The 16,151-nt window shown below is 65.7% G+C and carries 12 protein-coding genes and 3 tRNA genes; 12 read left to right on the top strand and 3 right to left on the bottom strand.

Annotated elements, in window-relative coordinates:
- The first annotated feature begins 59 nt into the window (after positions 1-59).
- Positions 60-1,532: a hypothetical protein gene (locus tag ACSVDO_RS07335; protein ID WP_489595616.1), complete on the top strand. Its 1,473-nt coding sequence runs from the start codon at positions 60-62 to the stop codon at positions 1,530-1,532.
- 79 nt (positions 1,533-1,611) lie between these two features.
- Here the strand turns inward: ACSVDO_RS07335 and purL are convergent, their stop codons facing one another.
- Positions 1,612-5,613 (bottom strand): phosphoribosylformylglycinamidine synthase, encoded by a 4,002-nt coding sequence (purL, locus tag ACSVDO_RS07330; protein ID WP_489595615.1) that lies wholly within the window; start codon positions 5,611-5,613, stop codon positions 1,612-1,614.
- Between the two features lie 145 nt (positions 5,614-5,758).
- Between purL and map the strand changes: the two genes are divergently transcribed.
- Together map and ACSVDO_RS07320 are read left to right on the top strand one after the other, a co-directional pair.
- On the top strand, positions 5,759-6,574 hold the full coding sequence (gene map / locus ACSVDO_RS07325) for a type I methionyl aminopeptidase (RefSeq protein ID WP_489595614.1): 816 nt from the start codon (positions 5,759-5,761) through the stop codon (positions 6,572-6,574).
- 75 nt (positions 6,575-6,649) lie between these two features.
- Positions 6,650-9,241, top strand: coding sequence for a [protein-PII] uridylyltransferase (locus tag ACSVDO_RS07320; protein ID WP_332537982.1), 2,592 nt, complete (start codon positions 6,650-6,652; stop codon positions 9,239-9,241).
- 192 nt (positions 9,242-9,433) lie between these two features.
- Here ACSVDO_RS07320 and def read toward each other — a convergent pair whose 3' ends face one another.
- Positions 9,434-9,973 (bottom strand): peptide deformylase, encoded by a 540-nt coding sequence (gene def / locus ACSVDO_RS07315; protein ID WP_332537983.1) that lies wholly within the window; start codon positions 9,971-9,973, stop codon positions 9,434-9,436.
- Positions 9,974-10,045: 72 nt separating this feature from the next.
- Here def and ACSVDO_RS07310 point away from each other — a divergent pair, with 72 nt between their 5' ends.
- From ACSVDO_RS07310 to ACSVDO_RS07285, 6 genes are all read left to right on the top strand, one after another.
- Positions 10,046-10,486, top strand: coding sequence for a YbaN family protein (locus ACSVDO_RS07310; RefSeq protein WP_489595613.1), 441 nt, complete (start codon positions 10,046-10,048; stop codon positions 10,484-10,486).
- Between the two features lie 80 nt (positions 10,487-10,566).
- Positions 10,567-10,642, top strand: a tRNA-Asn gene (locus ACSVDO_RS07305).
- Between the two features lie 56 nt (positions 10,643-10,698).
- A tRNA-Asn gene (locus tag ACSVDO_RS07300) sits at positions 10,699-10,774 on the top strand.
- Positions 10,775-10,817: 43 nt separating this feature from the next.
- Positions 10,818-10,893: transfer RNA gene (locus ACSVDO_RS07295), tRNA-Asn, on the top strand.
- A gap of 182 nt (positions 10,894-11,075) precedes the next feature.
- Positions 11,076-11,951, top strand: coding sequence for a TauD/TfdA dioxygenase family protein (locus ACSVDO_RS07290; RefSeq protein WP_489595611.1), 876 nt, complete (start codon positions 11,076-11,078; stop codon positions 11,949-11,951).
- A gap of 88 nt (positions 11,952-12,039) precedes the next feature.
- A complete protein-coding gene (locus tag ACSVDO_RS07285) occupies positions 12,040-13,077 on the top strand; it encodes a Bug family tripartite tricarboxylate transporter substrate binding protein (RefSeq protein WP_489595609.1) in 1,038 nt (345 codons plus the stop codon).
- A gap of 95 nt (positions 13,078-13,172) precedes the next feature.
- Here the strand turns inward: ACSVDO_RS07285 and ACSVDO_RS07280 are convergent, their stop codons facing one another.
- A complete protein-coding gene (locus ACSVDO_RS07280) occupies positions 13,173-13,481 on the bottom strand; it encodes a hypothetical protein (RefSeq protein ID WP_332536013.1) in 309 nt (102 codons plus the stop codon).
- A gap of 195 nt (positions 13,482-13,676) precedes the next feature.
- Between ACSVDO_RS07280 and aat the strand changes: the two genes are divergently transcribed.
- The 3 genes from aat to ACSVDO_RS07265 all read left to right on the top strand — a co-directional run bounded on the left by aat (position 13,677) and on the right by ACSVDO_RS07265 (position 16,079).
- A complete protein-coding gene (gene aat, locus ACSVDO_RS07275; protein ID WP_489595608.1) occupies positions 13,677-14,417 on the top strand; it encodes a leucyl/phenylalanyl-tRNA--protein transferase in 741 nt (246 codons plus the stop codon).
- Positions 14,414-15,187 carry an arginyltransferase gene (locus ACSVDO_RS07270; protein ID WP_332536015.1) on the top strand — a complete coding sequence of 258 codons (774 nt, stop codon included), beginning with the start codon at positions 14,414-14,416 and terminating at the stop codon, positions 15,185-15,187. Before aat ends, ACSVDO_RS07270 begins: the two co-directional genes overlap by 4 nt.
- Before the next feature lie 73 nt (positions 15,188-15,260).
- Positions 15,261-16,079 carry an IclR family transcriptional regulator gene (locus ACSVDO_RS07265; protein WP_332536016.1) on the top strand — a complete coding sequence of 273 codons (819 nt, stop codon included), beginning with the start codon at positions 15,261-15,263 and terminating at the stop codon, positions 16,077-16,079.
- Positions 16,080-16,151 lie beyond the last annotated feature (72 nt).

Below are 16,151 nucleotides of genomic sequence, written 5' to 3'. Positions count from 1 at the left end.
CCGATAAAGACCCAGGGCCGGCGCGACTTCGATGGCCCGAACAAAGGAGATGACGGACCGTGAGCACTATTTCCCCCACCCTTTCCAGCGTCCTGACCAGCCAGGCCATGCGCAGCACGTCGACGGCGGCCGCGGCCAAGGTTTCCGCTGCCGACGCCGCCGAGAGCGTGGCGTCCACGCCGTCCACCGTGCTGAGCCTGGACACCATGACCGCCGTCGACGTTATCTACACCAAGCCTGCGCCCTATACGCCGCGCCAGGCATGGGCCAGCCAGACCCGGGATGCGGTGAGCTCGCTGATGGCGACCAACAGCGCGCGCAGCAGCACGGAAGGCCTCGCGGGCCGCTGGCGCGGTCTGGGCAGCGCGCTGATCAACCAGTTTGCGACCACGGGCGCGAACTACCGGCAAGCGCTGGTGAACTACCAGGCCGCGGATACACCGGGCGTGACCACGCAATCCCTGGACGCCGCCGCGCTCGACGGTTTCAGCGGCAAGGCCGCCAAGGCCAGCTTCAAGGTGCAGACGCGCTCGGGCCAGACGGTGGAATTCATCATCGCCGTCGACAACGCTCCGGGCAAAAATGGCTTGCAAGTGGAGATCAAGTCGTCGGGAGCGCTGAGCAGCAGCGAGAAAACGGCTTTGGCCAAACTGGCGCAGGGCTTCGACAAGGCGCTCGAAGGTCTGGGCCAGGCAGACAAGCCCCAAATGGATCTTGCCAACCTGCTCGATTTCGACAGCAGCGTGCTCAAAAGCGTCGATCTTTCGGTCAAGAATCCCCAGGCGTCGCAGCCGCTGTCCACGTTCAATCTGCACCTGGGTCCGGAGCGCAAGACGCTGGATTTCAAGGGCCTGCTCGGCGAGACCGCGCTCGCGGTCGACGCCCAGAGTCCGTTGGGCGCGGTCGATTCCCGCCAGCGCCAGTCCGCGATCGACGGTCTTTTGCGCCAGTTCGATGCCGCGGCCCAGCGCAGCCATGCAGACAGCCAGCTCGTGGGAATGTTCAAGGATGCGTTCACCCAGCTGCACTCCATCTCCACCGCGGGCAGCGCGTCGGCCGCGGTCACCCCGGAGCGCCAGGAAGCGGCGTCCCGCATCCAGCCCCTGCTCAGCGGCCTGGCCGATTTCGAGGCCAGCTTCAGCGGCGATTTCGAGCGCACCGGACGCTATGGCGGAGTCATCGAGAAGGGCCATGTCGACTACCGGCTGAGCCAGCAGACCGAAGTCAAGCAGACCGCGGGCGCCGAGGACCTGAGGGCCGAGCAGACGCAGGAGGAAACACTGCAGGGCCAATACATGCAGTCGCGCGGCGGCGTGATGCTGGACACGGCCTCGGGCAACTACGACGTCTTCACCGTGGACGACAGCACGCGCACTTCGACCAAGGTCGAGACCGTCAAGGGCAAGCTGAGCGAGGCCACGCGGCAGACCGAACAGCAGTTGCTGCAGACCATGAAGAAGATGGTCAACTTCCGTGCCGAGGAAGAACGCAGCACGCCGCGCAACAAGAGCCTGGTGGAGAACCTGCTCTAAAAAAAAGGCGGGCCCAGGCGCCGCAAGGCGCCGGGACCCGCCCGCCAGGCCGCCTCAGCGGCCCGAGGTGTGCGTCAGATCAACCGACCCACTTGCGCGCGTTGCGCCACACGCGCATCCAGGGGCTGAACGCGCTCTTGTCGCCCGTGGTCCAGCTCATCTGCACATTGCGGAACACGCGCTCGGGGTGGGGCATCATGGCCGTGAAGCGGCCGTCGGCCGTGGTCACTGCCGTGAGGCCGCCCGCGCTGCCGTTCGGGTTGAACGGGTACTGCTCGGTGGGCTGGCCGTGGTTGTCCACGAAGCGCATCGCGGCCAGCGCCTGGGCCGCATTGCCGCGCTCGCTGAAGTTCGCAAAGCCTTCGCCATGCGCGACGGCAATCGGCAGGCGGCTGCCGGCCATGCCCTGCAGGAACAGGCTGGGGGATTCGAGCACTTCGACCATGGACAGACGCGCTTCGAAACGGTTGCTCTGGTTCTGCGTGAAGCGCGGCCAGTCCTGGGCACCGGGAATGATCTCGGCAAGCTCGGCAAACATCTGGCAGCCGTTGCATACACCCAGACCGAAGGTATCGCTGCGGCCGAAGAACTGCTGGAACTCCTGCGACAGGCGCTCGTTGAAGGTGATCGAACGCGCCCAGCCAATGCCCGCGCCCAACGTGTCGCCATAGCTGAAGCCGCCGCAGGCGACGACGCCGGCGAAGTCCTGCAGCTTGGCGCGGCCGGTCTGCAGATCGGTCATGTGCACGTCGACGGCTTCGAAGCCGGCTTCGGTGAACGCATAGGCCATCTCGACATGCGAGTTCACGCCCTGCTCGCGCAGCACGGCAACGCGTGGCTTGGCAAGGTTCAGGTATGGCGCGGCGACATTCTCTTGCGCGTCGAACGTCAGCTCCAGGTGCATGCCCGGATCGGTGGCTTCGCCGGCAGCGGCGTGCTCGGCGTCGGCGCAGACCGGGTTGTCGCGCTGCTGCGCGATCTTCCAGCTCACCGCGTCCCAGACCTGGTGCAGGTCGCTGAGCGAGGCGCTGAACACCGCCTTGGCATCGCGCCAGACCTGCAGCTGGCCCTTGCCGGCATCGATGGTGCTCGACAGCGGACGGGTCTTGCCGACGAAATGGCTGCACTGCGACAGGCCATGCTCGCGCAGCGTCTGCATCACGGCATTGCGCTCGGAAGTCCTGACCTGCAGGACCACGCCGATCTCTTCGTTGAACAGCGCCTTCAGCGTCAGTTCCTCGCGCCGGCCGCTGACCTGCTGCGCCCAGTTCTTGCTGTCGCCGCTGTCCATGCGGCTGTCGGAGATGCCGTCGCCTTCGGTGACCAGCATGTCGACGTTGAGCGCCACGCCCACATGGCCGGCAAAGGCCATTTCGGCCGCCGTGGCCAGCAGACCGCCGTCGCCCTTGTCGTGGTAGGCCAGGATCTGGCCCTGGGCGCGCAGCGCGTTGACGGCGCTGACCAGTTGCACCAGGTCCTTGGCGTCGTCAAGATCAGGCGTCTCGTTGCCGCTCTGATTGAGCACCTGACCCAGGATGGAGCCGCCCATGCGCATCTTGCCGCGACCCAGGTCGATCAGCACCAGCGTGCTGTCTTCTTCCTGCGCGTCGAGCTGGGGCGTGAGCGTGCCGCGCACATCGGCAATCGATGCAAAGGCGGTGATGATCAGGCTCACGGGCGAAGTGACTTTCTTCGTCACGCCGTTATCCTGCCACTGCGTGCGCATCGACAGCGAGTCCTTGCCCACGGGAATGGAGATATCGAGCGCCGGACACAGTTCCATGCCCACGGCCTTGACGGTCGCATACAGCGCTGCGTCTTCACCGGGCTCGCCGCAGGCGGCCATCCAGTTGGCCGACATCTTCACGCGCGGCAGCTCGATGGGCGCGGCCAGCAGATTGGTGATGGCTTCGGCCACGGCCATGCGGCCCGAGGCCGGGGCGTTGATCGAGGCCAGCGGCGTGCGCTCGCCCATCGCCATGGCTTCGCCGGCGAAGCCGCGGTAGTCGGCCAGCGTCACGGCCACGTCGGCCACGGGCACCTGCCATGGGCCGACCATCTGGTCGCGGTGGGTCAGGCCGCCGACCGCGCGGTCGCCGATGGTGATCAGGAAGCGCTTGGACGCCACCGTGGGGTGGGCCAGCACGTCGATCACCGCGGACTCGAGCGCCACGCCGGTCAGGTCCATGGCCGGCAGTTCGCGCTCCAGCGTGCTCACGTCCTTGTGCATCTTGGGCGGCTTGCCCAGCAGCACGTTCATCGGCATGTCGACCGGGAATTTCTGGTCACCAGCGACGACGGCCGTGTCCTCGAGCACCAGCTGGCGCTCTTCGGTGGCCGTGCCGATCACCGCAAACGGGCAGCGCTCGCGCTCGCAGAATTCGGTGAACTGCGCCAGCGACTCGGGAGCGATCGCCAGCACATAGCGTTCCTGGCTTTCGTTCGACCAGATTTCCTTGGGCGCCAGGCCCGACTCCTCGAGGTTCACGGCGCGCAGATCGAAGCGCGCGCCGCGGCCGGCGTCATTGGTCAGTTCGGGGAAGGCGTTCGACAGACCGCCCGCGCCCACGTCGTGGATGGCGAGAATCGGGTTGGCGTCGCCCTGCTGCCAGCAGTGGTTGATGACTTCCTGCGCCCGGCGCTCGATCTCGGGGTTGCCGCGCTGCACCGAGTCGAAGTCGAGTTCGGCGGCGTTGGTGCCCGTGGCCATGGAGCTGGCCGCGCTGCCGCCCATACCGATGCGCATGCCGGGGCCGCCGAGCTGGATCAGCAGCGAGCCGGCAGGAAATTCGATCTTCTTGGTCTGGTCCTTGTCGATCACACCCAGGCCGCCGGCAATCATGATGGGCTTGTGGTAGCCGCGCACCACGCCGCCGACTTCCTGCTCATATTCGCGGAAGTAGCCGGCCAGGTTGGGACGGCCGAACTCGTTGTTGAACGCCGCGCCGCCCAGCGGGCCTTCGGTCATGATCTGCAGCGGGCTGGCGATGTGCTCGGGCTTGCCTATGGTGCTGCCCCAGAGCTTGGAGACCGTGAAACCGCTGAGGCCGGCCTTGGGCTTGGAGCCGCGGCCGGTCGCGCCTTCGTCGCGGATCTCGCCGCCGTTGCCCGTGGAGGCGCCGGGGAAAGGCGAGATCGCCGTGGGGTGGTTGTGCGTCTCGACCTTCATCAGCACATGGTGGGTCGCGGCCTGCTTGACATAGCTCGGCGCGCTGCCCGCACCCGCATCGAGGCGGGCGACAAAGCGCTCGACTTCATGGCCTTCCATGATCGATGCGTTGTCGGAATAAGCCACGACAGTGTGCTGGGGCGACACCTGGTGGGTGTTGCGGATCATGCCGAACAGCGACTTCTCCTGCGCCACGCCGTCGATGGTGAAGCTGGCGTTGAAGATCTTGTGGCGGCAGTGCTCGGAGTTCGCCTGGGCGAACATCATCAATTCCACATCGGTGGGATTGCGCTTGAGGCCCTGGAAGGCGTTGACCAGATAGCTGATTTCATCTTCGGCCAGCGCCAGGCCCCAGGCCTTGTCGGCGGCCAGCAGCGCGGCCGCGCCGCCGCCCAGCACATCGACAAACGCCATGGGCTGGGCCTGCAGTTCGGTGAACAGCTTCGCGGCTTCGTTGCGCGAAGTCATCACCGACTCGGTCATGCGGTCGTGCAGCAGTGCCGCGATCTGGCCCAGTTGCTCGGGCGTGAGTTCGGGCGTGCCGCCCAGCAGGCCGGTCTTGAGCTGGATGCGGTATTCGGTCACGCGCTCGACGCGCTGTATCGCCAGGCCGCAGTTGCGCGCGATGTCGGTGGCTTTCGAAGCCCAGGGCGAAATCGTGCCCAGGCGCGGCGTGACGACGATGGCCAGGCCTTCGCTGCTGCCCGCATAGGGCTCGCCGTAGGTCAGCAGCGCCGCGAGGCGGCGGTGTGCGTCGGCATCGGGTGCGGTCTCGGTGGCCACCAGGTGCACGAAGCGCGCGGCCACACCGCTGATCTTGGGGTGGATGGCTTCCAGGGAGGAGAGCAGTTGTCGGGCGCGGAAAGAGCTCAGGGCGTTGCCGCCCTCCAGCTGGGTCAGATGCAAAGTCACGTGGCAGCCTGTCGGGAATAGGAGGCGTGGGACAGCGCGCCCGAAGAAGGCGCGCCGTGGGGGATGGCCGGCATTTTACCGATGTGCGCGCCTTCGCGCAGCCCTGATACCAGCAGGCCCGGAGGTGCAATGGGATAATTGCGCGATGAGCATCACCATCAAAACCGCCGAAGACATAGCAGGCATGCGCGTCGCCTGCCGACTGGCTTCCGAAGTGCTGGACTATATTGCCCCCCACATCAAGCCCGGAATCACCACCGCCGAAATCGACCGCCTGGGCGCCGAATGCATGGCCCAGCAGGGCACCGTGTCGGCCACCATAGGCTACCAGCCCCCGGGCTATCCGCCCTATCCCGGCCATCTTTGCACATCCGTCAACCATGTGGTGTGCCACGGCATTCCCAACGACAAGCCGCTGAAGAAAGGCGACATTGTCAACGTCGACGTCACCGTGATCACCGCCGACGGCTGGTACGGCGACAACTCGCGCATGTACATGATCGGCGAATGCTCGATCGCGGCCAAGCGCCTGTCGCAACTCACGTTCGAATCGATGTGGCTGGGCATTCAGCAGGTCAAGCCCGGCAATACGCTGGGCGACATCGGCCACGCGATCCAGCGCTTTGCCGAAGGCCATGGGCTGTCGGTGGTGCGCGAATTCTGCGGCCACGGCATAGGCAAGAAGTTCCATGAGGAGCCGCAGATCCTGCACTACGGCAAGCCCGGCCAGGGCACGGTGCTCGAAGCCGGCATGATCTTCACGATAGAGCCCATGCTCAACCTGGGCAAGCGCGACATCAAGGAACTGGGCCGCGACGGCTGGACCATAGTCACCAAGGACCACAGCCTGTCCGCACAGTGGGAACACACGCTGGTCGTGACCCCCACGGGCTACGAAGTCATGACGCTGTCGGCGGGCTCGCCCCCACTGCCTGAGTTCGTCACCACGACCAGCTGCTGATCCCGCAGCGCGCACCGGGAACGCGCATGATTCTTGCAAGTAAGGCTGCGGGTCTTTTCCTTTACCCTATTGACCATGAATCCTCTGCACGCCCTGCGTGACACCTACCGCCGCGACAAGGCCGCCCTCGTGGCCGCCCTGCTCACGCCTGCAACGAACAAGCGCAACATCCGGGCGTCACTGCACCAATTGAGTGCACTGGCCGACCGCCTGCTGTGCCGGCTCTGGGACCAGGCCGAATTGCCGGCCGAGGCTGCGCTGCTGGCCGTGGGCGGCTATGGCCGTGCCCAGCTGTTTCCCGGCTCGGATGTCGATGTGCTGGTGCTGCTGCCGCTGAACGCCGACGCCAGCGCGGGCAGCGCGCTCGCGGCCCGACTCGAGCAGTTCATAGGCAGCTGCTGGGACGCGGGGCTGGAAATAGGTTCGAGCGTGCGCACCACGGCCGAATGCCTGGAGGAATCCGAGCGCGACGTGACCGTGCAGACCGCGCTGCTCGAAGCGCGCTGCATCTGCGGCAGCACGGCGCTGTTCGACGATTTCGGCCGCCAGTATCGCGCGCAGATGGACCCGCGCGCCTTCATGGTCGCCAAGACGCTGGAAATGCGCCAGCGCCACAACAAATACGAAAACACGCCCTACGCGCTCGAACCCAACTGCAAGGAGTCGCCGGGCGGCCTGCGCGACCTGCAATACATCATGTGGCTGGCGCGCGCCGCGGGCCTGGGCAACAGCTGGCGCGAACTCGCGATCAACGGGCTGGCGACCGAACTCGAAGCCCAGCAGCTCGAGGCCAACGAAGCCCTGCTGAGCCTGATACGTGCGCGCCTGCATGCGATCTCGGGCCGGCATGAAGACCGGCTGGTGTTCGATCTGCAGACTGCGGTCGCCGAAAGCTTCGGCTTCGAATCCACGGCGCCCGACGGCCAGCGCCTGGCGCTGCGCGCCAGCGAAGCGCTGATGCGCGAGTACTACTGGGCGGCCAAGGCGGTCTCGCAGCTCAGCCATATCCTGCGGCTGAACATCGAGGAGCGCTTCAACCCCTGCGCGCACGAGCTCGTGCCGATCAACGAACGCTTCTTCAACAAGGCGGGGATGATAGAGATCGCCAGCGACGATCTCTACGAGCGTCATCCGCATGCGATTCTCGAGACCTTCCTGGTCTACGAGACCAATGTCGGCCTGACCGATCTGTCGGCGCGCACGCTGCGCGCGCTCTACCATGCGCGCGGGCTGATGGACAGCGGCTTTCGCCACGACCCGGTCAACCGCGCCACCTTTCTCAAGATCCTGCAGCAGCCCAGCGGCCTCACGCATGCGATGCGGCTCATGAACCAGACCTCGGTGCTGGGGCGCTACCTCTGGCCGTTCCGGCGCATCGTGGGCCAGATGCAGCACGACCTGTTCCATGTATATACCGTGGACCAGCATATCCTGATGGTGCTGCGCAACATGCGCCGCTTCTTCATGGCCGAGCATGCGCACGAGTATCCGATGTGCTCGCAGCTCGCGGGCGGCTGGGACAAGCCCTGGCTGCTGTACCTCGCGGCGCTGTTCCACGACATCGGCAAGGGCCGCGGCGGCGACCACTCCGTGATCGGCGCCGTGGAAGTCAAGCGCTTTTGCCGCGCCCACGGCATAGACCGGGCCGACGCGGCGCTGGTCGAATTCCTGGTGCGCGAACACCTGACCATGAGCCAGGTCGCGCAAAAGCAGGACCTGGCCGATCCCGAAGTCATAGGCGCGTTTGCCCAGCGCGTGGGTGACGAGCGCCGGCTCACCGCGCTGTACCTGCTCACCGTGGCCGACATCCGCGGCACCAGCCCCAAGGTCTGGAACGCCTGGAAAGGCAAGCTGCTTGAAGACCTTTACCGCGCGACGCTGCGCGTGCTGGGCGGGCGCGCGCCCGACGCCGCCGCCGAGATCGAATCACGCAAGCGCGAAGCGCTGGTGCAGCTGGCGCTGTCGGCCCAGCCGTTCGAGTCGCACAAGAAGCTCTGGGACACGCTGGACGTGAGCTATTTCATGCGCCACGAAGCCGCCGACATCGCCTGGCATACGCGCCACCTGTCGCGCAACGTGGGCGCGCCCCACCCCATCGTGCGCGCGCGCAAGTCGCTGGCCGGCGAAGGCCTGCAGGTATTGGTCTATGCGCGCGATCAGGCCGATCTGTTTGCGCGCATCTGCAGCTACTTCGACCGCGCGGGTTTCAGCATTCTCGACGCGCGCGTGCACACCGCGCGCAACGGCTATGCGCTCGACACCTTCCAGATCGTCGCCCCCGCCATGCAGGAGCGCTACCGCGAACTCATGAACCTGGTCGAGACCGAGCTGGTGCAGACCATAGAGCGCGGCGGCGAACTGCCCGAGCCTTCACAGCGGCGCGTGTCGCGCCGCGTCAAGAGCTTTCCCATGGTGCCGCGCGTGAGCCTGAGCCCCGACGAGAAAGCCCAGCACTGGCTGCTGAGCATTTCGGCGATAGACCGCGCGGGCCTGCTCTATGTGGTTGCCCGCCTGCTCGCGCGCCACCGCCTGAGCGTGCAGCTGGCCAAGGTCAGCACGCTGGGCGAACGCGTCGAAGATACTTTCCTGATAGAAGGCGCGGAGCTGCAGCACAACGCCAGGCAGATCGCGATCGAGACTGAACTGATCGAAGCCCTGTCGTTCTAGGGGTTGGAAGCGCTTTTTGAGGGCGGGCCGTTCATCCTTCGACGCGGCCGGCGAGGCAGGCTCAGGACGAACGGGGGCGAGGCCCACTGTTTCTTTTGAGCGCCTACAGGGCTTGGCCTCGCTACCCTGCTCAGCAAGAACGGGCAGCGGGCGTTTCAGCGCGCAATTCTCGCCTTCAGTTGGCGGTCTGCCTCAATCATCCTCGGCCGCGCTGATTCCCGGAAACAGCACCTCGGTGAAGCCGAACTGCGAGAAATCGGTCATGCGCATCGGGTACAGCTTGCCCCAGACATGGTCGCATTCGTGCTGCACCACGCGCGCGTGGAAACCATCTACCGTGCGGTCTATGGGATCGCCGTACTGGTCGAAGCCGGTATAGCGTATGCGCTGCCAGCGCGGCACGACGCCGCGCATGCCGGGCACCGACAGGCAGCCTTCCCAGTCGTTCTCGATTTCCTCGCCCAGCGGCGTGATCTGCGGGTTGATCAGTACCGTGCGCGGTATCACCGGCGCGTCGGGGTAGCGCGGATTGGGCGCGCCCGAGCCGAAGATCACGAGCTGCAGGTCCTCGCCGATCTGCGGCGCGGCCAGGCCCGCACCGTTGGCCGCGGCCATGGTGTCGAGCAGATCGGTGACCAGCAGATGCAGTTCATCGGTGTCAAAAGCCGTGACGGGCCGGGCCACGCGCAGCAGGCGCGCGTCGCCCATCTTCAAGATAGTGCGTACAGTCATAAGAAATCCTTGGCAATGCGGACAAGCATAGCGCGCCGTCTGCGCACCCGCGCCCCCACGGCACAATAGGCCATGCCCGAGATTGAGCAGCCCACCCCTCTTCCCACGCCCAGCGTTCCGCCGCTGCGCATGCTGCCGTCGCGGCCGCTGCGCTGGCTGCTGCAGGCCTGCGCCGGCATCAGCCTTGCGCTGGGCATTGCCGGGGTGTTCATTCCCGGCCTGCCGACCACGGTCTTCATATTGATCGCCGGCTGGGCCGCAGCGCGCAGCTCGCAGCGGCTGCACAACTGGCTGTGGCGCCACCGGCTGTTCGGCCCCATGCTGCACGACTGGGCCGCGGGCGGGCGCGTGAGCCGGCGCGCGAAGTGGAGCGCGAGCGCCGCCATGGCCCTGGGCGCCATCGTGGTCTGCTGGGCACCCGTACCGGTCTGGGTGCGCTGGTTTTCGCTGGGCAGCATGTCGTGCGTGCTGGTCTGGCTCTGGTTGCGGCCCGAGCCCGGCGCAGCGAAATAAACAGCATTCAGAAGAAAATTTGCAAAAAATGCCCATCTTTCCTGAACACTGAATTTTTCGTCCTATAATTCAAGTCTTCTTCCTCAATAGCTCAGTTGGTAGAGCGCCGGACTGTTAATCCGTAGGTCCCTGGTTCGAGCCCAGGTTGAGGAGCCAAGAATTTTTTGCCTTGCAATCGCACAAGGCATAGCGTCAAGTCAGTACCAAAATATTCCTCAATAGCTCAGTTGGTAGAGCGCCGGACTGTTAATCCGTAGGTCCCTGGTTCGAGCCCAGGTTGAGGAGCCAAAATTAAAGCCCTGCAATTGTACAGGGCGATCAGTGAAGATATTCCTCAATAGCTCAGTTGGTAGAGCGCCGGACTGTTAATCCGTAGGTCCCTGGTTCGAGCCCAGGTTGAGGAGCCAAATAAAAGGCTTGCAGCGTTTACGTTGCAAGCCTTTTTTCTTTGCCGCGCGACTTCGATCACGCCCGGGTGCATGGGGCCCCAAGCGCGTTTTCCAACTATGGAAATGATTTTTTATTCATTCCATACAGCAACGGTGTTGCCTAGCATCGGGATTTCGCTTCCCGCCCCGCCGCGCACACCATGACCCACGCCGCCACACAAGCACTTCGCGCCACTGCACTTGGCAAAACCATTGGCGCCCAGATTGACGGCATCGATCTCGCAGCGCCGCTCGATGCCCAGGCCGTGGCTTTTCTCAAGGACGCCTGGGAGCGTCACCTGGTGCTGCGCTTTCGCGGCCAGTCGCACCTGAGCCTGCAAGGCCATATTGCCTTTTCGCGCCACTTCGGCGCGCTCGACAAGCGCCCCATTGCCAGCAAGGCAATGCACGCCAGCGCCCAGCAACTGCCCGAGGAGATCGCCGTGATTTCCAATGTCAAGATCGACGAGCAGCCCATAGGCGGTCTGGGCGACGGCGAATCCGTCTGGCATGCCGACATGACCTACAACCCCGCTCCACCGCGCGCCGCGCTGCTGCACGCGCACGAAGTTCCGGCCAGCGGCGGCGACACCCAGTTTCTCAACCTCTACGCCGCCTATGAAAGCCTGGGCGCCGAACTGCAGCAGACGATTGCCACGCTGGAGTGCATCCATGACGCCAGCCTCAACAGCGCGGGCGAGCTACGCCTGGGCTTTGCCCGCGTGACCGATCCCCGGCATACCGTAGGTGCGCGCCACCCGCTGGTGCGCATCCACCCGGTGACAGGCCGCAGGAGCCTGTACCTGGGCCGCCGCCGCAATGCCTATGTTCCCGGTCTGTCGCTGACCGATAGCGAGGACCTGCTGGACACCCTCTGGACCCATGCCACGCAGGACGAATTCACCTGGCGCCAGCAATGGCAGGCCGGCGACCTGGTTGCCTGGGACAACCGCGTGACGCTGCACCGGCGCGATGCCTTCGATCCCAGTGCTCGGCGCCTGATGTACCGCACCCAGGTCAGCGACCGCGCGCAGTAAACGCGCCCCCCTTCCTTGCGTATTGCCGCTGCCGTCGTGCAGCCGGTCAAGCCGCCGCATGCCTTTTCATCGAATGATCCAGCCCGCCATGAGCCATCGCCCCACGCCCCGCCCCGACCTCCAAGCCTCCCGCCTCGTGCGCGGCGTGCTCAGCTGCCTCATAGGGCTAGGCGGGCTGGGCCTGTGCGGCCCGCTGGCCACCAGCGCCGGCGCGGCCGTCAACGACAAGCAGGGCGCGGCGCTGCGCCCCATCAGCATCGTGGTTGCCGGCCCCGCAGGCGGGGCCACCGACGGCGTCGCGCGGCTGATTGCCGCCCGCATGAGCGCCACGCTGGGCCAGGACGTGATAGTCGACAACAAGGCCGGCGCCGGCGGCGTGATCGGCACCAAGTTCGTGGCCCAGGCCAGGCCCGATGGCCACACGCTGCTGCTGGGCCACATTGCCACCAATGCCATTGCTCCGGCCGTGCACACGCCGCGGCCCTACGACCCGGTGGCGGACTTCGAGTCCATAGGCTTCATCGGCAGCACGGCCAGCGTGCTGGTGGTGCCCGCCAAGGGACCCGCAACCCTCAAGGCCCTGCTCACCCCCAATGGCAATGCGCCCATCAGCTACGGCTCGACCGGCATAGGCGGAACGGCGCATCTGCTCGGCCATGTGTTTGGTCAGGCCACGGCAGCGCCGCTGCTGCATGTGCCCTACCGCGGCAGTCCGCCGGCACTGCAGGACCTGGTGGGCGCGCGCATCAGCATGATGTTTGCCACCGCGGGCGCGGTTGCGCCCTATCTGGAGTCGGGAATGCTCAAACCGCTGGCAGTTGCCTCCAACAAGCGCAGCCGCTTTCTTCCCGATGTACCCACCTTCAAGGAACTGAACTATCCAAACGTTGTGCAGGAAGGGTGGTTCGGCCTGTTTTCCGCCGCCGGAACGCCCGCCGAGTCGGTGCGCAGACTCAACCAGCATCTCAACACCGCGCTGGCTGATCCCGCGGTGCGCAAGGGCCTGGAGCAACTGTTCGTGGAGGTCGGCACGCCTGCGGGCCCGGAAAACTTCAGGAGCTTCGTGCAGAAAGAGGCCGCGCATTGGGCGTCAGTGGTTGCGAGTTCGGGCGTGAAGACTGAATAGACCGATGGCAGGCGCCCCCCCCTTTTCCTCTCCCTCCACAGCCAGGCCGCCCGCCACGCGCAGACGTTGACCTGCCCGGCGCGCGCGACTGCGCGTCAGGCCGCGCGCACCACCGTAGGCGTGGGAACCACCGTAGGCGTGGGCACGGCTGTCGTCGGCTCCTTGCGCGCCGGCGCCAAGCCCTTGGCCGCGCTGTGCCGCTGGAAGGCCTGCTCTTCCCATTCATGGATCTCCTGCTCCAGACGCTGGGCGCGTGTGGCATACATCTCCGCGGAGGACTGGTAGTACTCGGCGGCAATCGTGTGCTCGAGCACGGCCATGCGCGCTTCCTGCAGGTAGGCGCGTGTGCGGCGGATATAGCGGGGTTCGGACAAGCTCCCACCAAAGATTCTGCTGAACAACATGTCTGCTCCTCCTTCACGGCTTGCGCGCAACACAGGCATTTGCAACGTCTGCCGATAGACGTAAATTAAGGGCAAGCGGGCGCGACCTCTGTCAACACAAGACACCATCGGCTGTAGGATGCGCCCCTACCCCATTCAGGCGACCCTCGCGCCGCAGGCCTGCGAAAATGCCACCGTCCCATACGGAACGATCCCATGTCCAAATCCCTCGCCTGGCTTGCGCCGCACGACCCCTTTCCCGGCGTTGAACAGACCTGGGGCGAAAGCGATCCCATTCCCGGCCTGCTGGCCGCGGGCGGTCAGCTCGATGCCCAGCACCTGCGCAGCGCCTACAGCCAGGGAATCTTCCCGTGGTTCAGCGCGGGCCAGCCCATCCTGTGGTGGTCGCCCGACCCGCGCATGGTGCTGCAGACCGATGCCTTCCGGCTGCACCGCTCGCTGCGCAAGACACTGCAACGCTTTCGCGCCACGCCGGGCTGCGAGATCCGCGTGGACAGCGCGTTCGAAGCCGTGATCCGCAGTTGCGCGCAGACGCCGCGCGACGGCCAGGACGGCACCTGGATCGTCGAGAGCATCGTTCAGGCCTATTGCGAGCTGCACCGCCAGGGTGACGCGCACAGCATGGAGACCTGGGTCGACGGCCAGCTCGTGGGCGGCCTGTACTGCGTGGCGCTGGGCCATGCCGTGTTTGGCGAGTCGATGTTCGCGCACGCCACCGACGCCTCGAAAATCGCGCTGGCCGCACTGGTCGCGCTGTGCCGCCGCCAGGGCGCAGCGCAGATCGACTGCCAGCAGGCCACGCCCCACCTGGCTTCGCTGGGCGCGCGCACCATGGCGCGGCGGGATTTTCTGGCCGAAGTCGAGCGCCAGCGCCACAAGCCGCGCATGGATTGGCGCTTCGACGCCGTATACTGGGACGAGCTGAGCACCGCATGACGCAACTCAACGACCTCCCTCTTCAGGCACTGCAGTTCTATGCAACTGCGGCTTATCCCTGCAGCTACGTTGCCGGGAGGATGGCGCGCTCGCAGGTGGCAACGCCCAGCCATCTGATACAGAACGCGACCTATTCCGAGCTGGTCACGATGGGCTTTAGGCGCAGCGGCATGTTCACCTACCGCCCTTACTGCGACGGCTGCCGCGCCTGCGTTCCGCTGCGCGTGCTGACCCAGGCCTTCAAGCCTGATCGCAGCCAGCGCCGCGCCATGGCGCAGCACCAGGACCTGCAGGCTTCCATCTGCCGCCTGAGCTTCAGCGACGAACACTACCAGCTCTACCTGCGCTACCAGCGCCAGCGCCACAGCGGCGGCGGCATGGACGAAGACCGCATCGACCAATACACCCAGTTCCTGCTGCAAAGCCGCGTCAATTCGCGACTGGTCGAATTCCGGGCGCCCGCGACCGACGACGCGCCCGGCGCGCTGAAAATGGTCTCCATACTCGACGTGCTCGAAGACGGCCTGTCAGCGGTCTACACCTTCTACGAGCCCGAACCGCATGTGAGCTACGGCACGTTCAATGTGCTGTGGCAGATCGACCAGGCGCGCACCATGGGCCTGCCCTACGTCTATCTCGGCTACTGGATAGAAGGCAGCGCCAAAATGGATTACAAATCACGCTTTCTGCCGCATGAAGTGCGCATCCAGGACCTCTGGGAACGCATAGACCGGCGGCCGCGCGACGCGCGCGAGGAAGCGGTTTCGTAGGCCCGCAGCGCCACTCGTGCGCGCGCCTGCGGGCAGGCGCTAGAATCGCGCATTGCCGCCCCGCTTCCGCATTATGAAAATCACCGATCCCGGCACTCCTTCCATACCCAGCGTCCAAGTTCTCGAGCGCATGTTCACCCTCATCGACGTGCTGGCCTCGCGCGAGGAAGCGGTGTCGCTCAAGGAAATCAGTGAAAAGACCGGCCTGCATCCGTCCACCGCGCACCGCATTCTCAACGACCTGACCATAGGCCGCTACGTCGACCGCCCCGAATCGGGCAGCTACCGGCTGGGCATGCGCCTGCTCGAGCTGGGCAACCTGGTCAAAGCCAGGCTGAACGTGCGCGAGGCCGCGATGGCACCCATGCGCCTGTTGCACAAGCAGATCCAGCAGCCTGTGAACCTGAGCGTGCGCCAGGGCGACGAAATCGTCTACGTCGAGCGCACCTACAGCGAGCGCTCGGGCATGCAGGTGGTGCGCGCCATCGGCGGCCATGCGCCGCTGCATCTGACTTCCACGGGCAAGCTGTTCCTGGCCGCCGACGATCCGCAGCGCGTGCGTGCCTACGCCACGCGCACCGGCCTCGCGGGCAATACCCACAACTCCATCACCCAGCTGGGCGTGCTCGAGAGCGAACTCGCCAAGACGCGCCAATACGGCATTGCGCGCGACAACGAGGAGCTGGAACTGGGCGTGCGCTGCATCGCGGCCGGAATTTACGATGACCAGGGCAAGCTGGTCGCGGGACTGTCGATCTCGGCGCCCGCCGACCGCATCGACGACGGCTGGCTGCCGCGGCTGCAGTCCACGGCCGCGGAAATTTCCATGTCGCTGGGCTTTGCGGGCTGGCGCTCGGTCGACGGCATGCCTGCCAGCAGTACGGCCGGATAAGACAAAGCCCCCCAGCGGTCTGCACCGCCGGAGGGCTCATGTCTTGCGGTCCTTGCGGACCTGTCAAAGGCC

The organism is Comamonas sp. DB36, assembly GCF_057914905.1.
The sequence above is the reverse complement of the archived record's forward strand: the minus strand, read 5'-3'. Positions and strand labels throughout refer to the sequence as shown.

Coding starts and splice junctions, on each gene's coding strand:
- map (WP_489595614.1), top strand. CDS start 5,759: ATGAGCATCACCATCAAAACCGCCGAAGACATAGCAGGCATGCGCGTC.
- ACSVDO_RS07320 (WP_332537982.1), top strand. CDS start 6,650: ATGAATCCTCTGCACGCCCTGCGTGACACCTACCGCCGCGACAAGGCC.
- def (WP_332537983.1), bottom strand. CDS start 9,973: ATGACTGTACGCACTATCTTGAAGATGGGCGACGCGCGCCTGCTGCGC.
- ACSVDO_RS07310 (WP_489595613.1), top strand. CDS start 10,046: ATGCCCGAGATTGAGCAGCCCACCCCTCTTCCCACGCCCAGCGTTCCG.
- ACSVDO_RS07290 (WP_489595611.1), top strand. CDS start 11,076: ATGACCCACGCCGCCACACAAGCACTTCGCGCCACTGCACTTGGCAAA.
- ACSVDO_RS07285 (WP_489595609.1), top strand. CDS start 12,040: ATGAGCCATCGCCCCACGCCCCGCCCCGACCTCCAAGCCTCCCGCCTC.
- ACSVDO_RS07280 (WP_332536013.1), bottom strand. CDS start 13,481: ATGTTGTTCAGCAGAATCTTTGGTGGGAGCTTGTCCGAACCCCGCTAT.
- aat (WP_489595608.1), top strand. CDS start 13,677: ATGTCCAAATCCCTCGCCTGGCTTGCGCCGCACGACCCCTTTCCCGGC.
- ACSVDO_RS07270 (WP_332536015.1), top strand. CDS start 14,414: ATGACGCAACTCAACGACCTCCCTCTTCAGGCACTGCAGTTCTATGCA.
- ACSVDO_RS07265 (WP_332536016.1), top strand. CDS start 15,261: ATGAAAATCACCGATCCCGGCACTCCTTCCATACCCAGCGTCCAAGTT.